We start from the raw sequence: 18,976 nt of genomic DNA, 5'->3' as shown, positions 1-18,976 counted from the left end.
CAATAAAAAATACATTTTTCAGGAAATTTTCTCATAATTTTTCTCTAAAAATCCCTACAGTCAATTGGAATCAAAAATGAGTAAAAACCTTTTCTTAAGAATTCATTAACATTAAAAAGATAAAATAACAAAATTATACATCACAAATGAATTCTATAAAGATTAATTCTTCTAATCAGAAAAAAATATTTCACATCATTTAACATTTGGCTATAAAAAAACCCTTAAATAAAATTTAAGGGTAGTAAAATCTAATTGTGATTATTTATTATTCCGTTTGTAATTTCAAAACGGTTTTTTGTTTTTGTATTAAACCAAAAGTTATAATCATCCCTATAATTGCCATACCAACACCTATAAGGTTTGGCGATGCATAACTATAACCGGCTGCCAAAGGCAAACCGCCTAAAAAAGCTCCTAAAGCGTTCCCAATGTTAAAACTCGCCTGAAGTGCTGCAGATGCAATCATCTCTGCATCTTTAGCTGTCTTAATCATTAACATCTGAATTGGTGCTATAACTGAAAAAGAAATGGCTCCTGTTAAAAATGTAAAAAATAACGATACATATTGGTTAAAGGAGAAAAAGTAAACCATAATTAAATCGAGAACCATTATAAACAATAAGGCGAAAACTGTTGGGGCTGGTAAAAATTTATCAGCCAGTTTACCTCCGACAAAATTACCTACAACCATACCGAATCCTGCTAATATCAATATATAAGAAACATTTTCTGGTAAAAATCCCGAGATATTGATTAACAAAGGCGCAATGTAACTAATCCATGCAAACAATCCTCCAAAACCAATTGCCGTGATTCCAATGATTAGCCACGCTTCTGTTTTTTTGAAAAACAACAATTGCGTTTTCATATTTACATCACTGCTTTTTTCTAACTTCGGCATCCATAGAAAAATAAACAAAAAAGTCAGCAGTCCTACAATGGCAATTAATATAAAAGTATAACGCCATATAAAATGATGTCCAATATAAGTACCGATTGGCACCCCTATTAAATTTGCTAATGTCAGACCTGAAAACATTATTGAGATTGCCTGAGCTTCTTTACCTCTATCGGCCAAACGGCTTGCGACTACCGCTCCTACCCCAAAAAATGCTCCGTGTGGCAATCCGGAAAGAAATCTGGAAGCAAATAAAATGTTATAATTGGGTGCTATGATCGAAAGCGCATTAAAAAGAGTTAACATCAAAGCTAAAATTAAAAGCATTTTTTTTGGAGGAAAATTTCTTCCCAGGATAACCAATAATGGCGCTCCAATAACAACGCCCAAAGCATAAGCTGAAATTAAATATCCGGCTACCGGAATCGAAACATTCATATCTAAAGCAATATCGGGCAGTAAACCCATCATTACAAATTCGGTTATGCCAATTGTCAAACCTCCTAATGAGAGTGCAATAAGACTTTTTTTCATTTTTTTGATAAGAAAAGAATAGGTTTTCTATACCGCAAATTTACGTCATAAGCATACACTGTAAATTGTAAATTTGCGATATAAAGTTGTACATTTAAGTTATGCCAAAATTAAATCAGTTTAAAACACTTGTCCTTGATGAATTTGAAGAAGAGAAGTTTCACCTTCCTCCACATACACATACGTATTACGAAATCATCTATATCAAAAAAGGGAGCGGCATTCATCACTTAAATAACAATCTGTTACCATATAAAGCAGGAGATCTTTTTGTTATTTCTCCAGATGACCAACATTATTTCGATATTAAAAAAAGTACACGCTTCATTTTTATCAAATTCACTGATAATTATTTCAACTCAAAACAGAATCTGACTTGTGATGAATTTCTAGTCAATACTCCAGAAAGTTTCATGCGAGACAAAATCCTAAAAGAAACGGTTTTGAAGTTTGATGAACCTTGTAAAACGATTTTAAAAAACACAGTCGAAAACATCGTAACCTACAATCATTATATTGATGTCACTTCTTCGCCAATTGTTTTCTATCAGATTCTGTCGATTTTTGGTTTGATTAAAGAAACCATTCGTTGCATGAATCTACAAATGCAATCGACGCATTTGGATAACGAACAAATTGCTAATTATATTCATCAAAATATTTATCAGCCCAAGTTAGTTCAGGTGAAAGTGATTGCAGATCATTTTAACATTGCGCAAACGTATTTTAGCGCTTACTTCAAAAGGACATTCAGTATTAGTTATCGTGAATATATCCATAATCTGAAAACGACTTTAATCGAAAAAAGATTTCACAACAATCAATTGCCGATTAAGCAAATTGCATACGAATTTGGTTTTACTGATGAAAGTCATTTGACCAATTATTTCAAAAAGCGTAAAAACATGAAACCAACCGATTTTAAGAAACTGTAGTTATTGAAATCTTAAAAAGTAATTTTCTCAAACATTTTTAACTAAATTTGTACTCATAAAAATAATTTCTTTGAAAAAGAAAATCCATATAATAATGCTTTTTATAACACTTAGTTTCTTTTTGAATCCGAGTTATACTTATGCATGCAATATGGAGCATAAAAAAGAAATTGATGCTAAAGAAGAAAACAGCTGTTCTAAAAAATGCTGTGAGAAGAAATCTTCAAAAGAGCAAAAACACAATTGTGATGGAAAATGTCAACATTCAGGCTGCAGTACCTCAGCGTTACAATTCGTTATTTTGACTTCAAATGAAATTAATTTTCAAAACGATGTTTTCAATTTTTCTTTAAAAAATACTATTTCTTCTTATAGTCAATCCAATATTTCTTCTGGATTTACTTCAATCTGGCTGAAGCCGAAAATATAATTATTGTATTTGTGACAGCCCATATTGGGTCTTTTTGAAATCAACTTTTTTAATTAATTTTAAAGGAAATAAAATCCTTTACTCAAATACTATACACAATGAAAAAATCAATCATAGCTTTAGCAACAGCACTAACTCTATTATTTAGTGCAAACAATATTCAGGCAAATACCGCAAAATCAGAATCAGAAACAATAGAAATCGTTGATGCAAGTCAGCTTCAACCGGTTTATGATGCTTATTTTAATGTAAAAGATGCACTTATAAAAAGTGACAGCAAATTGACTTCGGCAAAAGCCAAAGATTTGGTTACTGCAATTTCATCTGTAAAAATGGATAAACTGAAAAGCGATGAACATACAGTTTGGATGAAAGTGGTTAAAAAACTAACTGCTGATGCAAAAAGTATTTCAGCTACAACAGATCTTAAAAAACAACGCGATACTTTTAAATCATTATCAAAAAGCACTTATGATTTAATAAAAGTTTCAAATCCGGATCAGCCAATCTACAAACAATATTGCCCAATGGCAGACGCTGATTGGTTAAGCAAAGAAAAAGCAGTTAAGAATCCATACTACGGTTCTTCGATGCTGACTTGCGGAAACGTGGTAGAAACAATCAAATAAATATGAAGCTCTACATCAAAAATATGGTGTGCGCGCGATGTAAAATGGTTGTGGAGTCTGAGTTTGAAAAACTTGGACTTCATACTATTTCTGTAGAACTTGGTGAAGTTGAATTAAAAGAAGAACTAGACGATAAGCAAAAAGAAATTTTATTAGTAAATCTTCAAACTTTAGGTTTTGATTTAATTGATGATAAAAAAACAAAAACTGTCGAAAGAATAAAAAACTTAATCGTCGATTTAGTTCATCATAAAAACAACTATCTCAAAATTAACTTGTCTGATTATTTAGCTGAAAACTTAAATCAGGATTATAATTCGCTGAGTAATCTATTTTCGGAAATTGAAAACACCACGATTGAGAAATATTTCATCAGTCAGAAAATTGAAAAAGTAAAAGAGTTATTGATTTATAATGAGCTTTCGTTAAGTGAAATTGCAGACATTCTAAACTATAGCAATGTGGCGCATTTGAGTAATCAGTTCAAGAAAATTACGGGTTTTACGCCTACTTCGTTCAAACAATCAAAAGATAAAAAGCGTATTCAGATCGAGAATATATAATCTCTCGCAGATTTAAACAGATTGAGCAGATATTTAAAATTATCAAAATTAAATCTGCTCAATCTGCAGAATCTGCGTGAAACAAAACTTTTTAAACCATTTTGTAAATCTTACAAATCATTCACAAAATTCTACAAACCTAACTCGTCAATAGTTCAGAAATTTGCATTGTAATACTTAAAACCAATACAATGACTCATCAATATATAATTTCAGGAATGTCTTGCAACGGATGCCGAACCAAAGTAGAAAAAACTTTGAATGAAATCGAAGGCGTTCAGGCAGAAGTAACTTTGAATCCGCCAACGGCTAGGATAACAATGGAAAAACATGTTCCGACAGAGAAATTTCAGGAAGTTTTAGCTGCTGCTGGAAATTATACTATTGAAATGGATTCTCCTAAAAATCATGACGAAGCTGCTAAATCCTGCTGTTCTGTCCATAAAAAAGACAATCACGAGCATACTAAAAAAGTACATCAGCACAGTGCAAATGGCATTTATTACTGCCCAATGCATTGCGAAGGCGATAAAACCTATAATAAACCCGGAGATTGTCCAATTTGTGGAATGGATTTAGTTCCAATGCAAGCTTCAGAAAGTCAAGAAAACAAAACCTATACTGATTTATTGAAGAAAATGAAAATCGCGATTTTGTTTACGCTTCCTATTTTCATCATTTCAATGTCAGAAATGATTCCAAATAATCCACTTTACAATATAATATCTATTGAAAAATGGAATTGGGTTCAGTTTCTATTTTCTCTTCCCGTTTTATTTTATGCGGGTTGGATGTTTTTCGTTCGCGCTTACAAATCTATTGTGACTTGGAATCTGAATATGTTTACTTTAATTGGAATTGGAACCAGTGTTGCTTTTCTCTTTAGTATTGTCGGAATGTTTTTTCCGGATATTTTTCCATCGGAATTCAAATCGCATCACGGAACGATTCATTTGTATTTTGAAGCTGCGACCGTAATTATCACTTTAGTTTTATTAGGGCAATTATTGGAAGCAAAAGCACACGGACAAACAAACGGCGCAATAAAAGAATTATTGAAATTAGCACCAACCGAAGCAACTTTAGTAGAAAACGGAAACGACAAATCAATCTCAATTCACAACATTCAAAAAGGAAATTTATTACGAGTAAAACCAGGAGAAAAAATTCCGGTTGACGGAAAAATAACTTCTGGCGAAAGCAGTATAGACGAATCGATGATTACCGGAGAACCAATTCCGGTAGATAAAAAAGTTGGAGATGTTGTAATATCAGGAACGATAAACGGCACCAAATCATTTGTGATGATTGCTGAGAAAGTGGGTTCAGAAACCATGCTTTCGCAGATTATCCAAATGGTAAATGACGCCAGCAGATCTCGCGCGCCAATTCAGAAATTAGCCGATCGTGTTTCTAAATATTTTGTTCCGACGGTTGTTTTTATTTCGATTTTGACATTCTTTATTTGGGCAAAATTTGGCCCGGAACCCGCTTATGTTTACGGATTGATCAATGCTATTGCGGTTTTAATTATTGCCTGTCCTTGCGCGCTTGGATTGGCAACTCCAATGTCGGTTATGGTTGGTGTAGGAAAAGGTGCTCAGCACGGAATTTTAATCAAAAATGCCGAGGCTTTAGAAAACATGAATAAAATTGATGTTTTAATTACTGATAAAACAGGAACCATTACCGAAGGAAAACCATCTGTAGAAAAAATTTATGCCATTAATAATGACAAAGATTATCTCCTTGAAAACATCTCTTCTTTAAATCAACACAGTGAACATCCTTTGGCGCAGGCCGTAGTCAATTTCGCAAAAGCAAAAAATACTACATTAAAAGAAGTTCAGGATTTTGAAACTATTGCCGGAAAAGGAGTTTTAGGAACTATAGAAGGCAAAAAAGTAGCTTTAGGAAACAAAAAACTAATGGATGAAATTGGAGTTTCGATCAACTCAGATTTAGAAAACAAAGTAACTGCCGAACAAAATCTTGGAAAAACAATTTCGTACATTTCTATTGAAAAAGAAGTTTTAGGATATGTTGCCATTACCGATGCGATTAAAGAAAACAGTGCAAAAGCCATCAAAGAATTAATAGATCAAGGCGTTGAAGTAATTATGCTGACTGGAGATAACTACAACACAGCAAAAACGGTTGCCGATCATTTGCATTTGAGTTCTTTTAAAGCGGATTGTCTTCCCGAAGATAAATTGAAAGAAATCGAACGTCTTCAGGCTGAAGGAAAGATTGTTGCAATGGCCGGAGACGGAATCAACGATGCGCCTGCTTTAGCACAATCTAATATCGGAATTGCGATGGGGACAGGAACTGATGTTGCGATTGAAAGTGCCAAAATTACCTTGGTAAAAGGAGATTTAAACGGAATTGTCAAAGCCAAAAACCTCAGCCATGCTGTAATGTCAAATATCAAACAAAATTTATTTTTTGCTTTTATTTATAATACTTTAGGAGTGCCAATTGCAGCAGGGATTTTATATCCAATTTTTGGGATTTTGCTTTCGCCGATGTTGGCAGCGGTTGCTATGAGTTTAAGTTCTGTTTCGGTAATCGTAAATGCTTTACGATTGAGAAATTTAAAATTATAATCTAATATGAAAATCAAATACCTCTTTATACTTTCACTAATTTCTTTTCAGCTAAAAGCCCAAAAAGTGGTGCGATACGATTTGCACGTTCTTGATACGATTGTCAATTTTTCGGGGAAAGAAAAACGTGCGATTTCGGTTAACGGACAAATCCCGATGCCGACTTTGACTTTTACCGAAGGCGATATTGCCGAAATTTATGTGCATAACGAACTCAAAAAAGAAACCACTTCGATGCACTGGCACGGATTGTTTTTACCCAATAAAGAAGATGGCGTACCATATTTAACACAAATGCCGATTGAACCTGGAACGACTCATAAATATACTTTTCCAATTATTCAGAATGGAACCTATTGGTATCACAGTCATTCTGGTCTACAGGAGCAAATTGGTTTGTACGGACTTTTCATTATCAATAAGAAAAAAGACGATCCGACTATTCGAAAAGGCATTGACGATTTGCCGACAATTCCAGTCATTTTAAGCGAATGGACCGATCTTAAGCCGGAAAATGTACCGCGAATGCTGCACAATGCCAACGATTGGTTTGCCATAAAAAAGGGCACGACTCAAAGTTATGCCGAAGCTGTAAAACAAGGCCATTTTTCGACCAAAGTAACCAACGAATGGAAACGAATGAACGCGATGGATGTAAGCGATGTTTATTATGAAAAGTTCCTCATTAATGGTAAAAACGAGCAACAGTTTTCAGACCTTAAACCCGGCTCAAAAGTCCGCTTAAGAATTGCCAACGGAGGCGCTTCCAGTTATTTCTGGCTGACTTATGGCGGAGGAAAAATTACCGTTGTGGCCAGCGACGGAAATGACGTTGAGCCTGTAGAAGTCGATCGTTTGATAATTGCCGTTTCTGAAACCTATGACGTTGTCGTTACGATTCCTGAAGACCATAAATCTTTTGCTTTTTTGGCTACAGCCGAAGACAGAACTGGATCTGCGTCTTTGTTTTTAGGAAATGGTGAAAAACAGCCCGTTCATCATCTTTCGAAATTAAAATATTTTGAAGGCATGAAAATGATGAACGACATGATGAAAATGAACGGCGAAATGAATGACATGGGCATGAATATGTCTTTGAATAAAATGGACATGAATGCCGTAATGTATCCTGAAATTTCGGGGGAAGATGAAAATGCAAAACCTGTAATGGACCATTCGAATCATAATATGGACGGAATGAAAATGGAAAGTGAAAGTACTGAAACTTCAGAAATTGTGACTTTGAATTACGGAATGCTGAAATCTCCTCTTAAAACGAACTTTCCAAAAGATACGCCAGTAAAGGAATTACGTTTCACTTTATCCGGAAATATGAATCGCTACGTTTGGAGTTTAGACAATAAAGTAGTTTCTGAAACAGATAAGATTCTAATTAAAAAAGGAGAAAACATTCGTATTACATTATATAATGGTTCGATGATGCGCCACCCAATGCATTTACACGGACACGATTTTAGAATTCTAAACGAACATGGCGATTATTCTCCATTAAAAAATGTGATTGATATTATGCCAATGGAAACCGATACGATCGAATTTCAGGCAAATGCAGACGGCGACTGGTTTTTTCACTGTCATATTTTATATCACATGATGGCAGGAATGGGACGTATTTTTAGTTACGAAAATTCAGCTCCAAATCCGCTAATTCACCATGCTGAAATGGCTTATAAAATGCTAAAAATGGATGATCGTATGTTTCATTTTATGGGCGAAAATGATTTTGCTACAAATGGAAATGATGGTGAAGCGATGTTTAGCAATACGCGTTGGAGCATCGGAACGGAATGGAGGCTGGGTTATAATAACGAACATGGCTACGAAACCGAGACCCATATTGGAAGATATATCGGAAAAAATCAATGGTTAATGCCTTTTATCGGTTTTGACTGGCGTTACCGAAAAATGGTAATGGACGAGCATGAAGAAAATCTTTTTGGACAAAGTAATACCAAAGACAATCGTTCGGTTTTTAGTGCTGGTCTTGAATATACGTTGCCAATGCTGGTAAAAGCACAAGTTGAAGTTTATACGGATGGAAATGTTCGCCTTCAATTTGAGCGAAAAGACATTCCGCTTGCGAGAAGTTTACGAATGAATTTAATGTGGAATACTGATAAAGAATATATGGCTGGTTTGAAATATATCGTTGCCAGAAACTTCGGAATCACGACGCACTATGATAGTGATATGGGAATTGGGTTTGGGGTAAATTTGAATTATTAGTAAAAAAGAAAAAATTACGGTTTACCATAAGATTATGCTTTAGATAGTCACTAAATTTGTGTTTTTAAAATTATTAATTTATGAAAAAAATATTTTTTTTATACTTTTTATTTTGATCCAATATTGATTATGCACAAGATTGTCCAAATCGTATTGGATCTTTAGTAATTAATTCTACAACATTCCGGTATTTTTCGAACATATGTCTCAGCTGTAACATTTATGGATTACCAACAATAAAAAATAAAGAGGATTATTTATTATATAAAGTTGCTCAAAGTAAACTTAATAATGAACCACTAGATGAATCAATAGCATATGAAGTCAAACCAGATTTCGAGAACATAAAAAGTTCATACAATATGGAAATAGCTTCATTAAACGATTCCATTAAAGTTATTTTATTCCTATTTTTTTAACCAATGGTATATACATAAAGAATCTCCTTTTAAAATTTAAAAATGATAATTTGTTTTACATGAGTGCCAGTTTATCAAAAGAGTACAGAGATATTATTTTGGAAAAATACAAGGGAAAAGGACATAAATCAGAAGAAAAAACAACACCCAATACTTGTAAGGATTTAAAATTCAAAAAGTATAAAAATAGCTTTTACCAGTATTTCTTTGCTTCCGAAGAGAATAAAATAAGAGCATTACTTACGTTTGATTTAAAAATAAATAAATATTGTGAAGTAGAGATAAATAATAGAATTGAAATTTTTGATTTCGATATTTATATAAGTGAAAGTGATAAAATCATTCCTAATATGGAAAAATTACAAAAAGAAAAGAATGACAAAATAAAATTGGATAGAGAAGAAAGATTAAAAAAATTCTAACTTTTTAGTTTATATTTACTTATAAGACATATGTTTAAAATATTTTGACATAAACTCTTCAATCAAAAACAAGAAAAAGACATGACAATTAAATTAAACAAAAATGAAAAAATTATTTACTGTTTTAGCCATCGCTTTATTCACAATTGGATTACAAGCACAAGACACAAAACCTGCTCCTAAAAAAGAAAAACCTAAAAAAGAATCTTGCTGCAAAAAAACAGCTGCTGAGAAAAAATCCTGTTGTGCAAAAAAATAATTCGAATTGTATTTCAACAAAAAAGACCTCAATTGAGGTCTTTTTTGTTATTTATAGTTTTTGCATAAAATCATTTCAAACGAACGCTCCATTCAAAATCCATTTCAGAAACCTGAGCACCTTCTTCATTTGTTCCTATAGATTTCATCCAGAAGGTCTGTCCTTCGCCTGTTTCTATTGTTCTTTTAATAGCTTCTGTAATTAAATGCCCATCGTTGCAGACAAATGTAATTCGGCCTGTAGCCTTTTTTGTGAAGTTTCCTTTGTTGTTGGCAACCAGCATCGAAATTTTCTTTCCGCTTTCCTGAATTTGTGAAATGACCAATGCTCCGGTCGTTAACTCAGCTGCCATTGCCTGAACAGCAAAATACATCGAGTTAAAAGGATTTTGATTGATCCATCTGTGCTTTACCGTTACAGTGCAACTATTCTGATTAATAGCTTTAACACGTACCCCGCAAAAGTAAGCTGATGGTAATTTGAACAACACAAATTTATTGAGTTTTGAAACTGAAACTGCCATTTGATATATTTTTTATGTAAAAATACAAAAAAACTATGCGTGCACAATAAATTGAGTGTACTTTCTAAAAGCCCCAATAAAATCAATACTTGAGAATGATTTTCAATCAATTAGATTTCAAATATAAATTTTGTTTTTGTTAAAATAATGTTAATATTTGGTACTATGCAAAACAAGATACTGTCTTTTAGATATATATTTGCATAAGAAATTACTATATACTTTTAATCATGGAAACATCAACACCACTCATCATGGAAAAAACATCAGAAAAGAATACAGCAGCATTTACTCATTTGAGTACATTAAGTCAGTACATCATTCCGTTTGGGAATTATATTTTCCCACTTATCATCTGGACAAATTATAAAGATAAATCTGAATTTGCAGATCACCACGGAAAACAGGCTTTGAACTTTCAGTTAAGCTTATTGCTTTACACTTTGATTTTAGCACTTATTGCAATTCCGATTTTTGTAACTGTATTTTTGCAGAATCTTCCAATCGAAGCGATTATTAATGATGAAGATTTTATCATCAGAAATTTTAATCTTGAGGGAAACATTGGTCTTTTAAGTGTTGGAATTACAGCAGTAGTTCTTTTTGGATTATTAAAATTTGTTGAATTCTTTTTAGTGATTTATGCTTCGATAAAAGCTTCAAACGGAGAATTATACAAATATCCGCTAACAATTCCTTTTATAAAGTAATCTGCTAAACATTAAAAGTTATAGATTCCCAAGAGCCCTAGCCCTGATAGAAGCGGCATCCTTTTGTGGCGGGGTTCGCCACAAAAGATAAAGCGGATAGCAGGAAACAGCTCCTAAAAAACAATCAATCATCAATCATCATCAATCATCAATCAAAAAACGAATTGTTCAATCTAAAAAAAATGAAATGAAATTATGAACATTGAAAACACAAAAGCACAGATGCGCAAAGGTGTTCTTGAGTTTTGCATCTTATCGGTACTAAAAGAAAAAGACGCATATACATCTGAAATACTAGACACTTTAAAAAACGCAAAATTATTAGTTGTTGAGGGAACTGTTTACCCTCTTTTAACCAGACTAAAAAACGACGGTTTACTCAATTACAGATGGGAAGAATCGACATCGGGGCCACCAAGAAAATATTATGGATTAACCGAAATAGGACAAACATTTTTAAACGAACTTAGCGGAACCTGGACAGAATTGTCTGACGCCGTAAAACTAATCACCAATCAAAATCAATAAGTCATGAACAAAACAGTAAATATTAACTTAGGCGGTATGTTTTTTCACATCGATGAAGATGCATATTTAAAATTGACACGCTATTTTGACGCTATAAAAAGATCATTAAACAACTCATCTGGTCAGGATGAAATTATTAAAGATATTGAAATGCGTGTTTCTGAACTTTTAACAGAAAAACAGAAGAGCGAAAAACATGTTGTTGGCTTGAAAGATGTTGACGAGGTGATTGCGGTAATGGGACAACCTGAAGATTACAGACTTGAAGACGAAGGAAGTACTAATCAGTCTTTTAATTCTGATAACAGAAAACATAAAAAATTATACCGTGACAAAGAAAAAGGTATGATTGGCGGTGTAGCAACAGGTTTAGGACATTATTTTGGAATAGACGCTGTATGGATTAAAATCGTGTTCTTAATATTTGTTTTTGCAGGTTTTGGAACTGGAATCTTAGCTTATTTTGTATTATGGGTTGTAACTCCTGAGGCGGTTACAACCTCAGAAAAACTGGAGATGACTGGAGAACCGGTAACGATTTCTAACATAGAAAAAAAAGTTCGTGAAGAAATTGACTCATTGTCTGATAAATTTAAAAATGCAGATTATGACAAAATGGGAAACCAGGTAAAGTCGGGAGCTGAGAGAATAAGTAGTTCATTTGGAGACTTTGTCATGACGGTTTTTAAAATCTTCGCTAAGTTTTTAGGAGTAATTCTGATTATGTCCGGAATCACTGTTCTAATATTATTATTAATTGGAGTGTTCACTTTAGGTACAAATGTTTTTCTTGATTTTCCTTGGGAAAACTTTATTGAAGCCGGAAATTTTACTGAATATCCTATCTGGTCATTTGGCTTATTAATGTTCTTTGCTGTTGGAATTCCGTTTTTCTTTATGACAGTTTTGGGTTTCAAATTGTTATCCCCAAATACAAAAACAATCGGAAACATTGCCAAATATACTTTGTTAGCGATTTGGATTATCGCAGTCGCAGTTGCCATCAGCATCGGAATCAAACAGGCTACTGAAATTTCATACGACAATAAAACGGCAGAGAAAAAAGCAATCAACATTACTCCTAATGACACATTGTATGTAAAGTTTAGATACAATGATTACTATGCGAAAGACTTAGATCATCATAAAGAATTTGAGTTTGTACAGGATTCTGCCAATAATGCTTTAATTTACTCAAATGATGTTCGTTTGCATGTATTGCATACCGACCAGGCCGCTCCTTATTTACAAATAGAAAAAAGCGCCAGAGGAAACTCGTTTACAAGTGCTAAAAAAAGAGCAGAAAAAATCAATTATAATATTGACATTAAAGGAAATTATTTAATTTTGGATAATTATTTTCTTACAGACGTTAAAAATAAATTCAGAGGTCAGGAAGTAGATGTGTTTTTATATTTACCAGAAGGACAATTATTTAAACCGGATGCTTCTATACAGGATTATGATGACTCTGAAAATGATTTTTTCAATTTACATTTCAGTGGTAACTATAGCTATAAAGTACAGGGTTCCAAAATTAAATGTCTGAACTGCCCTGTAGATGAAGACGATTATAATGATACCGAAGAACAAGAAACTATTGAAAATGATACTGTAAAAGAAGTGTCGATTAAGATTAATGGAGAAGAAGTTTTAAATGCCAAAAAGAACAAAGGAAGGCTAACCACTGATAAAAACGGAGTTATAATCAAAATTAACTAAACCATGATAAAAATAATCATTCATATTACGAAATTCATTATTGCAGCAATCACTGCATTATTGTTTGCCTCTTGTAACTTCAACGTGAACTCAATTGAAGGCAGCGGGAATGTAACCACTCAAAAAAGAATCGTTGAGGGTGATTTTAAAAAAGTATCTGTGAGCAATGCAATTGATTTGGTAATCATACAGTCTGATTCAACTGAAATTACAGTTGAGGCTGATGATAATCTGCAAAAAGACATTATTACGAAAGTAGAAAACGGAACATTGATTATTAAATGCAAATACAGTTCGTTTGGCGATGTTACTAAAAGAGTAACTGTAAAAATGCCTGTTATTAACAAACTGGAAGCTTCGAGTGCATCTACTATACAAACCGAAAAAGTTATTTTGGGAGAAGATATCGACCTGGAAGCATCAAGTGCAGCTACAATAAATGTTGAAATTGAATCAGATAATATTACATGCGATTCAGGAAGCGGAAGCACAATTAATATAGAAGGAAAAGCATTAAAAATTAAAGCTTCGGCATCAAGTGGTGCCAGTATCAATGCTCAACAAATGCAGGCCAACGATGTTGTAGCAGAAGCATCAAGCGGCGGAAGTGTACATGTGCATCCAATCGTAAATTTAAAAGCAGAAGCTTCAAGCGGTGGAAGCATTAATTATGACTCATCACCTAAAACAATCGAAAAAACTGAAAATTCAGGTGGGAGTGTCAGCAGAGGATAACGCTATTTTGTGTTAAATATAAAAGAAATCATTCATCAAAAGTGGATGATTTTTTTATATTTGTCAAAATCAAAATCTAGAATTAATGAAAAAAAATACAGCCCTTATCTTATTGTTATTAGTTACTACATTCACTTTTGCCCAAAAAAGAGAAAAAGTAAAAGGTTCTAAAATTGTCACAACATCCATAAAAGAAGTTGGTGATTTTGATGCTCTGGAAATAGATGATAATATTGAAGTCTATTTAGAGAGAGGCGAAAAAAATGAAATAAAAATTGAAGCCGATGATAATTTGCACGAGATTATCCAAATGGATTTAAGAGAAAAAACCCTTCGTTTATATACATCAAAAGAGTCTTCCATTTTTAAAAAACTATCCGTTCGTGTTACTTATACAAAATCATTAACAAAAGTAATTACTAAAAATGAAGCCATAGTGTATGCTATTCAGGAACTTCAGTTAGACGATATTACATTTAATAGTTTCGATTATTCTAAGTTGCTTTTGAATGTGAATGCAAAGAAATTCAATTTAGTTGCAGATGATAAATCAAAATCTGAAATAAATTTAAAATCTGAAGATGCTGTATTGCAATTAAGCAAAAGCTCATCTATAAAATCCTTAGTATCTTCAATTAAATTCAAATGTGATTTATACCAAAAAGCAAACGCTGCTATAGAAGGAGTTGCTGAAAAAGGCAGCATTCGTATCGATAACAATTCTACTTTTACGGGAACAAAGTTTACTATAAAAGAAGCAAACTTTACTGCTGAAGCTAATGCTACAGGGACTGTATTAGCTGAAATCTCAATATCTCTGGCAATTAGTGACAAAGCTGAAGTTTCGCTTTTGGGTAAGCCAACAATTCAACTTACACGTTTTAGTGAAGAAGCAAAATTGATTAAGAAACTTAAGTAGTTAGATTTATTTCATAAGTCGTTCATTTTAAAGATGAGGAAAGAAAGAAATTTACTCCGCAAAAACTGGCCTGATTTAAGAGCAGAAATAACTGCAGTAATTATTCAAAATAAAATTTCTAAAGAGGATTTTCGTCCATTATCTGTAAATGAAGACTGGAAACAAATTGAAAATAATATTATAGAAGCATTTTGTTTTTATACTCCTAACAAAACTCCCTGGCTTTGGAATAACTTTAAACTTGATACATTTTCAACTTCAAATTTTATTGATAGACCCGAAACTTACTTAGACAAATTAGTTGAAGAAAAAGAAAAGGTTTGGTATATTGTTAATGAAACAATTAATGAAACTGATAAGTTTTGGTTTTATGAAGGTAAAATAAAAGGAATACAAACCATTATTGATAAAAGTTGGTTTGATGAACTTTATATTGTATCAAAGAAGTACAAATGGTTAATTGCTATCAATCATCATGATATCTTAATTGCAACGGGGGAAATAATGCCGGATAAATTAAGAAAATTGGAAATAAGATAAATACAAAAAATCTCCGTCTAAAATTTAGACGGAGATTTTTTATAGATAAGCTTTATGATTTCAAAAACAGAAAACCTGAAGAAACTCTTTAAATTATTCTTTAGCTGCTAAATATCTTTCTGCATCAAGCGCTGCCATACAACCTGTGCCAGCTGCTGTAATGGCCTGACGATACACATGGTCGGCAGCATCTCCAGCCACAAAAACACCTGCTACATTTGTTTTAGATGTTCCCGGAGTGTTTACAATATAACCTGTTTCGTCAAGAGTGATGTAATCTTTAAAGATATCTGTATTTGGTTTATGACCAATGGCCACGAAGAAACCTGTTGCAGGAATTTCAATAACTTCTCCATTAGTTTTATTTAATGCTTTGATAGCGTGAACTACATTTCCGTCACCTAAAACTTCAACAGTATCGTGATTCAGTAAAATCTCAATATTCTCGGTTTTACGAACACGCTCTTCCATAATTTTTGAAGCTCTGAATTTTTCGCTTCTTACCAGCATCGTTACTTTTTTACACAATTTTGATAAGTAATGTGCCTCTTCACAAGCTGAATCCCCTGCTCCAATAATTACAACTTCCTGATTACGGTAGAAAAACCCATCGCAAACGGCACAGGCAGAAACCCCTCCGCCCATATTTAAGTAATGCTGTTCTGATGGTAATCCCAAATATTTAGCTGAAGCCCCTGTAGAAATAATAACCGTTTCACAGTGCAGTTCTATTTTATCGTTAATCCAAACTTTATGAATATCGCCTGAAAAATCAACTTTTGTAGCCCATCCGTCACGAATATCAGAACCAAAACGTTTTGCTTGCTCTTGCAACTGAATCATCATTTCCGGCCCTGTAACTCCATCAACATAACCCGGAAAATTTTCCACTTCATTAGTAGTGGTCAACTGACCTCCAGGCTGCATTCCCTGGTATAAAACCGGATTCATATTTGCTCTGGCAGCATAAATAGCAGCAGTGTAACCCGCAGGACCAGATCCTATGATTAGGCATTTAATTTTTTCGATTGTATCTGACATAGTATTTATAGTTTTTAGAGATGCAAATGTAAACTTTATTACAAAAAATTCCCCTCAAAATAAATCCTAAATAACTATCTTAAAATAAGTTTTATTTATTTTTAGTTTTTTCTTTTGAAAACAGAATTTATTACTATATTTGCATCCGCTTACGGGGTGTAGCGTAGCCCGGTTATCGCGCCTGCTTTGGGAGCAGGAGGCCGCAGGTTCGAATCCTGCCACCCCGACTTTTAAGACTTTCAAAGTCAGTCAAAACCCCTTAAATCCAATGATTTAAGGGGTTTTTCTTTTTATTACACTCCAAAATATTCAAGTTATATCAAAGGATATGGGACCTATTCGGCTACCCCTTTTCTTTTTTTACCTTGCAGGTCCCGAAAATCATTTTAATATTTTAAAAGTCAGTCAGTTGTACTCAAATTTTAACATTTGATGCTTCTTCAATTATGCAGTTTTTCAAAAGAAAATCCAGCTTTCTTGGGACCCATTTAATGTGCAATTGATCTGAAACATTAAATTTTTGAGATATGAAAACAGCAGGAATTACATTCGGGGTCCTCTTTTACCTAAAGACCCAAAAAACCACGATCCAAGGTTCGGCTCCTATCTGTGCCCGAGTAACGGTAAATGGAAAACGGACTGAGATTTCAGTCAAGCGTTCCGTTAAGGCAGCCGAATGGGATGAAAGAAAAGGCATGGCCAAGGGAAACCGTAAGGAAATCACTGAACTCAACCTGTTCCTTACACAATTCAAGGCAAAAATCATAAATACCTATCAGCAGATGCTACTGAATGATGCTGCTATAGACGGCCCTGCGATACGCGACCGGATAATGGGCACGGACAACACAACTCCAACTCTGATGGCACTGATGGAATATCATAATGAACAGCAGATGCATAAACTTGCTCCGGGAACCATGAAGAATTACCATACCACCCAGAGGTATGTAAAAACATTCCTGAGGGAGAAACTCTACAGAAATGATATTGCCCTTTCGCAGCTTAAGTACAAATTTATTCTGGATTTTGAACGCTATTTATTTAATTATGTTCCCAAGGATCACCAGAAGCCACTTAATAACAACGGCATCATGAAGCATATCGAAAGGCTGCGAAAAATGATAAATATGGCTGTCAAGCTGGATTGGCTTGCTAAAGATCCTTTTGCCAGCTTCAAAAAACATTTTGACAAAGTGGAACGGCATTCATTGAACGTTAAAGAACTTGCATTGCTGGTAGATAAAGAATTTACTATCGAAAGGCTGAGACATGTTCGGGATATGTTTCTGTATAGCTGCTACACCGGTCTTTCCTATATTGAACTAGCTGAACTAACCCCAAGCAAGATTATTACAGGTATAGACGGCGGGCTTTGGATATCTACAAGCAGGGCAAAGACAGATACCGGCGTAAGTGTACCGCTTCTGCCACAGGCGATAGAATTAATGGAAAAATATAGGGATGATCCAAGGTCACTGAATAACGGTACAATTTTTCCAGTAATTTCAAACCAGCGAATGAACGGCTACCTTAAGGAGATTGCTGATCTCTGCGGAATAACCAAAAAATTAACCTTTCATATCGCACGGCATACTTTTGCAACTACTGTTACCCTGAGCAATGGAGTACCAATTGAAAGCGTTTCCAAAATGCTCGGTCACACAAGCATTCGTACCACTCAAATCTATGCTAAGGTGGTTGAACAAAAACTCAGCGAGGATATGCAGAATTTGAAACAGAGGATGTCCTTAAGTGTGTCGTAATATCTAAGAAACTATAGTTTTATGGGGTCGAGCCCCAATCACCGACAGAAAGAAAAACAAAAGCCATCGGAATCCTATGGCTTTGTTTTTTCCTTAATATATTTCACAGTTTCTCCATATATTTTGCAAGAAAAACATCTTCTTAGATGAATTATCCAAGTCTATTTGTACTAAATCAGCCTTATAATACTTATAAATCAAAAACTCACTTAGTAATAAAATTTTTAAATACAACTCAAACGTATTGATAATGCGGTATGGAATCTGATACGAAAAATAACCGCCACATCAGAACAGAATCTTAATCTGCCAAAAATTCAATAAAACGCCTTCCATTTTTCCATTTCTATTATTGACTCCTGGAAATAATTCCACTTTCGGCATCAAATAATTTTTATATTTCCATTCGATATCATCCAGTACTATTTTAATTCTAAAATGGAGATAAACTAAACCACTCTGCACTGAAAGTGCAGAGGTTTGTTTGACGAGGGACTGAAAGTCCCTCTTTCTATTTCATTCAAGAATGAAATTTGAATTATCA

General features: G+C 33.7%; 18 protein-coding genes and 1 tRNA gene. 16 read left to right on the top strand and 3 right to left on the bottom strand.

What is annotated here, in order from left to right; all coding sequences use genetic code 11:
* Positions 1-268 precede the first annotated feature (268 nt).
* Positions 269-1,435 (bottom strand): MFS transporter, encoded by a 1,167-nt coding sequence (locus FLACHUCJ7_RS12365; protein ID WP_078225886.1) that lies wholly within the window; start codon positions 1,433-1,435, stop codon positions 269-271.
* Between the two features lie 101 nt (positions 1,436-1,536).
* Here FLACHUCJ7_RS12365 and FLACHUCJ7_RS12360 point away from each other — a divergent pair, with 101 nt between their 5' ends.
* The 8 genes from FLACHUCJ7_RS12360 to FLACHUCJ7_RS12325 all read left to right on the top strand — a co-directional run bounded on the left by FLACHUCJ7_RS12360 (position 1,537) and on the right by FLACHUCJ7_RS12325 (position 9,948).
* Positions 1,537-2,370: an AraC family transcriptional regulator gene (locus FLACHUCJ7_RS12360; protein WP_180909104.1), complete on the top strand. Its 834-nt coding sequence runs from the start codon at positions 1,537-1,539 to the stop codon at positions 2,368-2,370.
* 70 nt (positions 2,371-2,440) lie between these two features.
* Complete coding sequence (locus FLACHUCJ7_RS12355; RefSeq protein ID WP_223255371.1) at positions 2,441-2,800, top strand: hypothetical protein; 360 nt, start codon at positions 2,441-2,443, stop codon at positions 2,798-2,800.
* A gap of 98 nt (positions 2,801-2,898) precedes the next feature.
* A complete protein-coding gene (locus tag FLACHUCJ7_RS12350; RefSeq protein WP_180909103.1) occupies positions 2,899-3,429 on the top strand; it encodes a DUF3347 domain-containing protein in 531 nt (176 codons plus the stop codon).
* Between the two features lie 2 nt (positions 3,430-3,431).
* Positions 3,432-3,992: a helix-turn-helix domain-containing protein gene (locus FLACHUCJ7_RS12345; protein WP_078225882.1), complete on the top strand. Its 561-nt coding sequence runs from the start codon at positions 3,432-3,434 to the stop codon at positions 3,990-3,992.
* Between the two features lie 191 nt (positions 3,993-4,183).
* Positions 4,184-6,601, top strand: a complete 2,418-nt coding sequence (locus tag FLACHUCJ7_RS12340) for a heavy metal translocating P-type ATPase (RefSeq protein ID WP_180909102.1) — start codon at positions 4,184-4,186, stop codon at positions 6,599-6,601.
* 6 nt (positions 6,602-6,607) lie between these two features.
* The gene (locus FLACHUCJ7_RS12335; protein ID WP_180909101.1) at positions 6,608-8,848 is read left to right on the top strand and encodes a multicopper oxidase family protein; all 2,241 of its coding nucleotides are present in this window, start codon (positions 6,608-6,610) and stop codon (positions 8,846-8,848) included.
* A 478-nt stretch (positions 8,849-9,326) separates the two neighbouring features.
* Positions 9,327-9,689, top strand: coding sequence for a hypothetical protein (locus tag FLACHUCJ7_RS12330; protein ID WP_180909100.1), 363 nt, complete (start codon positions 9,327-9,329; stop codon positions 9,687-9,689).
* Positions 9,690-9,792: 103 nt separating this feature from the next.
* Positions 9,793-9,948: a hypothetical protein gene (locus tag FLACHUCJ7_RS12325; protein ID WP_180909099.1), complete on the top strand. Its 156-nt coding sequence runs from the start codon at positions 9,793-9,795 to the stop codon at positions 9,946-9,948.
* A gap of 70 nt (positions 9,949-10,018) precedes the next feature.
* Here the strand turns inward: FLACHUCJ7_RS12325 and FLACHUCJ7_RS12320 are convergent, their stop codons facing one another.
* Positions 10,019-10,471: a DUF4442 domain-containing protein gene (locus tag FLACHUCJ7_RS12320; RefSeq protein WP_078225877.1), complete on the bottom strand. Its 453-nt coding sequence runs from the start codon at positions 10,469-10,471 to the stop codon at positions 10,019-10,021.
* 230 nt (positions 10,472-10,701) lie between these two features.
* On the opposite strand from FLACHUCJ7_RS12320, the gene FLACHUCJ7_RS12315 reads away from it, so the two are divergent.
* From FLACHUCJ7_RS12315 to FLACHUCJ7_RS12290, 6 genes are all read left to right on the top strand, one after another.
* Entirely contained in the window at positions 10,702-11,181 is a 480-nt protein-coding gene (locus tag FLACHUCJ7_RS12315) for a DUF4870 domain-containing protein (protein WP_230408816.1), read from the top strand.
* A 195-nt stretch (positions 11,182-11,376) separates the two neighbouring features.
* Positions 11,377-11,709, top strand: a complete 333-nt coding sequence (locus FLACHUCJ7_RS12310) for a PadR family transcriptional regulator (protein ID WP_017498072.1) — start codon at positions 11,377-11,379, stop codon at positions 11,707-11,709.
* A gap of 3 nt (positions 11,710-11,712) precedes the next feature.
* Entirely contained in the window at positions 11,713-13,431 is a 1,719-nt protein-coding gene (locus FLACHUCJ7_RS12305; RefSeq protein ID WP_180909098.1) for a PspC domain-containing protein, read from the top strand.
* A 3-nt stretch (positions 13,432-13,434) separates the two neighbouring features.
* A complete protein-coding gene (locus FLACHUCJ7_RS12300) occupies positions 13,435-14,166 on the top strand; it encodes a head GIN domain-containing protein (protein WP_180909097.1) in 732 nt (243 codons plus the stop codon).
* A gap of 85 nt (positions 14,167-14,251) precedes the next feature.
* Positions 14,252-15,085 (top strand): GIN domain-containing protein, encoded by an 834-nt coding sequence (locus tag FLACHUCJ7_RS12295; protein WP_078225874.1) that lies wholly within the window; start codon positions 14,252-14,254, stop codon positions 15,083-15,085.
* A gap of 33 nt (positions 15,086-15,118) precedes the next feature.
* Complete coding sequence (locus FLACHUCJ7_RS12290) at positions 15,119-15,625, top strand: DUF6756 family protein (protein WP_078225873.1); 507 nt, start codon at positions 15,119-15,121, stop codon at positions 15,623-15,625.
* A gap of 93 nt (positions 15,626-15,718) precedes the next feature.
* Here FLACHUCJ7_RS12290 and trxB read toward each other — a convergent pair whose 3' ends face one another.
* Positions 15,719-16,666 (bottom strand): thioredoxin-disulfide reductase, encoded by a 948-nt coding sequence (gene trxB, locus FLACHUCJ7_RS12285; protein ID WP_078225872.1) that lies wholly within the window; start codon positions 16,664-16,666, stop codon positions 15,719-15,721.
* Between the two features lie 152 nt (positions 16,667-16,818).
* On the opposite strand from trxB, the gene FLACHUCJ7_RS12280 reads away from it, so the two are divergent.
* A tRNA-Pro gene (locus tag FLACHUCJ7_RS12280) sits at positions 16,819-16,893 on the top strand.
* Between the two features lie 300 nt (positions 16,894-17,193).
* Positions 17,194-18,432, top strand: a complete 1,239-nt coding sequence (locus tag FLACHUCJ7_RS12275; RefSeq protein ID WP_180909096.1) for a site-specific integrase — start codon at positions 17,194-17,196, stop codon at positions 18,430-18,432.
* The last annotated feature ends 544 nt before the right edge of the window (positions 18,433-18,976 follow it).

This window comes from Flavobacterium salmonis (assembly GCF_903819435.1).
Classification (GTDB): Bacteria; Bacteroidota; Bacteroidia; order Flavobacteriales; family Flavobacteriaceae; genus Flavobacterium; species Flavobacterium chungangense.
The sequence above is the reverse complement of the archived record's forward strand: the minus strand, read 5'-3'. Positions and strand labels throughout refer to the sequence as shown.

Bases quoted from the DNA above. Each gene is read 5' to 3' on its own strand.
- FLACHUCJ7_RS12365 (WP_078225886.1), bottom strand. From the start codon at position 1,435: ATGAAAAAAAGTCTTATTGCACTCTCATTAGGAGGTTTGACAATTGGC.
- FLACHUCJ7_RS12350 (WP_180909103.1), top strand. From the start codon at position 2,899: ATGAAAAAATCAATCATAGCTTTAGCAACAGCACTAACTCTATTATTT.
- FLACHUCJ7_RS12290 (WP_078225873.1), top strand. From the start codon at position 15,119: ATGAGGAAAGAAAGAAATTTACTCCGCAAAAACTGGCCTGATTTAAGA.
- FLACHUCJ7_RS12340 (WP_180909102.1), top strand. From the start codon at position 4,184: ATGACTCATCAATATATAATTTCAGGAATGTCTTGCAACGGATGCCGA.
- FLACHUCJ7_RS12320 (WP_078225877.1), bottom strand. From the start codon at position 10,471: ATGGCAGTTTCAGTTTCAAAACTCAATAAATTTGTGTTGTTCAAATTA.
- FLACHUCJ7_RS12345 (WP_078225882.1), top strand. From the start codon at position 3,432: ATGAAGCTCTACATCAAAAATATGGTGTGCGCGCGATGTAAAATGGTT.
- FLACHUCJ7_RS12295 (WP_078225874.1), top strand. From the start codon at position 14,252: ATGAAAAAAAATACAGCCCTTATCTTATTGTTATTAGTTACTACATTC.
- FLACHUCJ7_RS12315 (WP_230408816.1), top strand. From the start codon at position 10,702: ATGGAAACATCAACACCACTCATCATGGAAAAAACATCAGAAAAGAAT.
- trxB (WP_078225872.1), bottom strand. From the start codon at position 16,666: ATGTCAGATACAATCGAAAAAATTAAATGCCTAATCATAGGATCTGGT.
- FLACHUCJ7_RS12310 (WP_017498072.1), top strand. From the start codon at position 11,377: ATGAACATTGAAAACACAAAAGCACAGATGCGCAAAGGTGTTCTTGAG.
- FLACHUCJ7_RS12335 (WP_180909101.1), top strand. From the start codon at position 6,608: ATGAAAATCAAATACCTCTTTATACTTTCACTAATTTCTTTTCAGCTA.
- FLACHUCJ7_RS12330 (WP_180909100.1), top strand. From the start codon at position 9,327: ATGAGTGCCAGTTTATCAAAAGAGTACAGAGATATTATTTTGGAAAAA.
- FLACHUCJ7_RS12305 (WP_180909098.1), top strand. From the start codon at position 11,713: ATGAACAAAACAGTAAATATTAACTTAGGCGGTATGTTTTTTCACATC.
- FLACHUCJ7_RS12360 (WP_180909104.1), top strand. From the start codon at position 1,537: ATGCCAAAATTAAATCAGTTTAAAACACTTGTCCTTGATGAATTTGAA.
- FLACHUCJ7_RS12275 (WP_180909096.1), top strand. From the start codon at position 17,194: ATGAAAACAGCAGGAATTACATTCGGGGTCCTCTTTTACCTAAAGACC.
- FLACHUCJ7_RS12325 (WP_180909099.1), top strand. From the start codon at position 9,793: ATGAAAAAATTATTTACTGTTTTAGCCATCGCTTTATTCACAATTGGA.
- FLACHUCJ7_RS12300 (WP_180909097.1), top strand. From the start codon at position 13,435: ATGATAAAAATAATCATTCATATTACGAAATTCATTATTGCAGCAATC.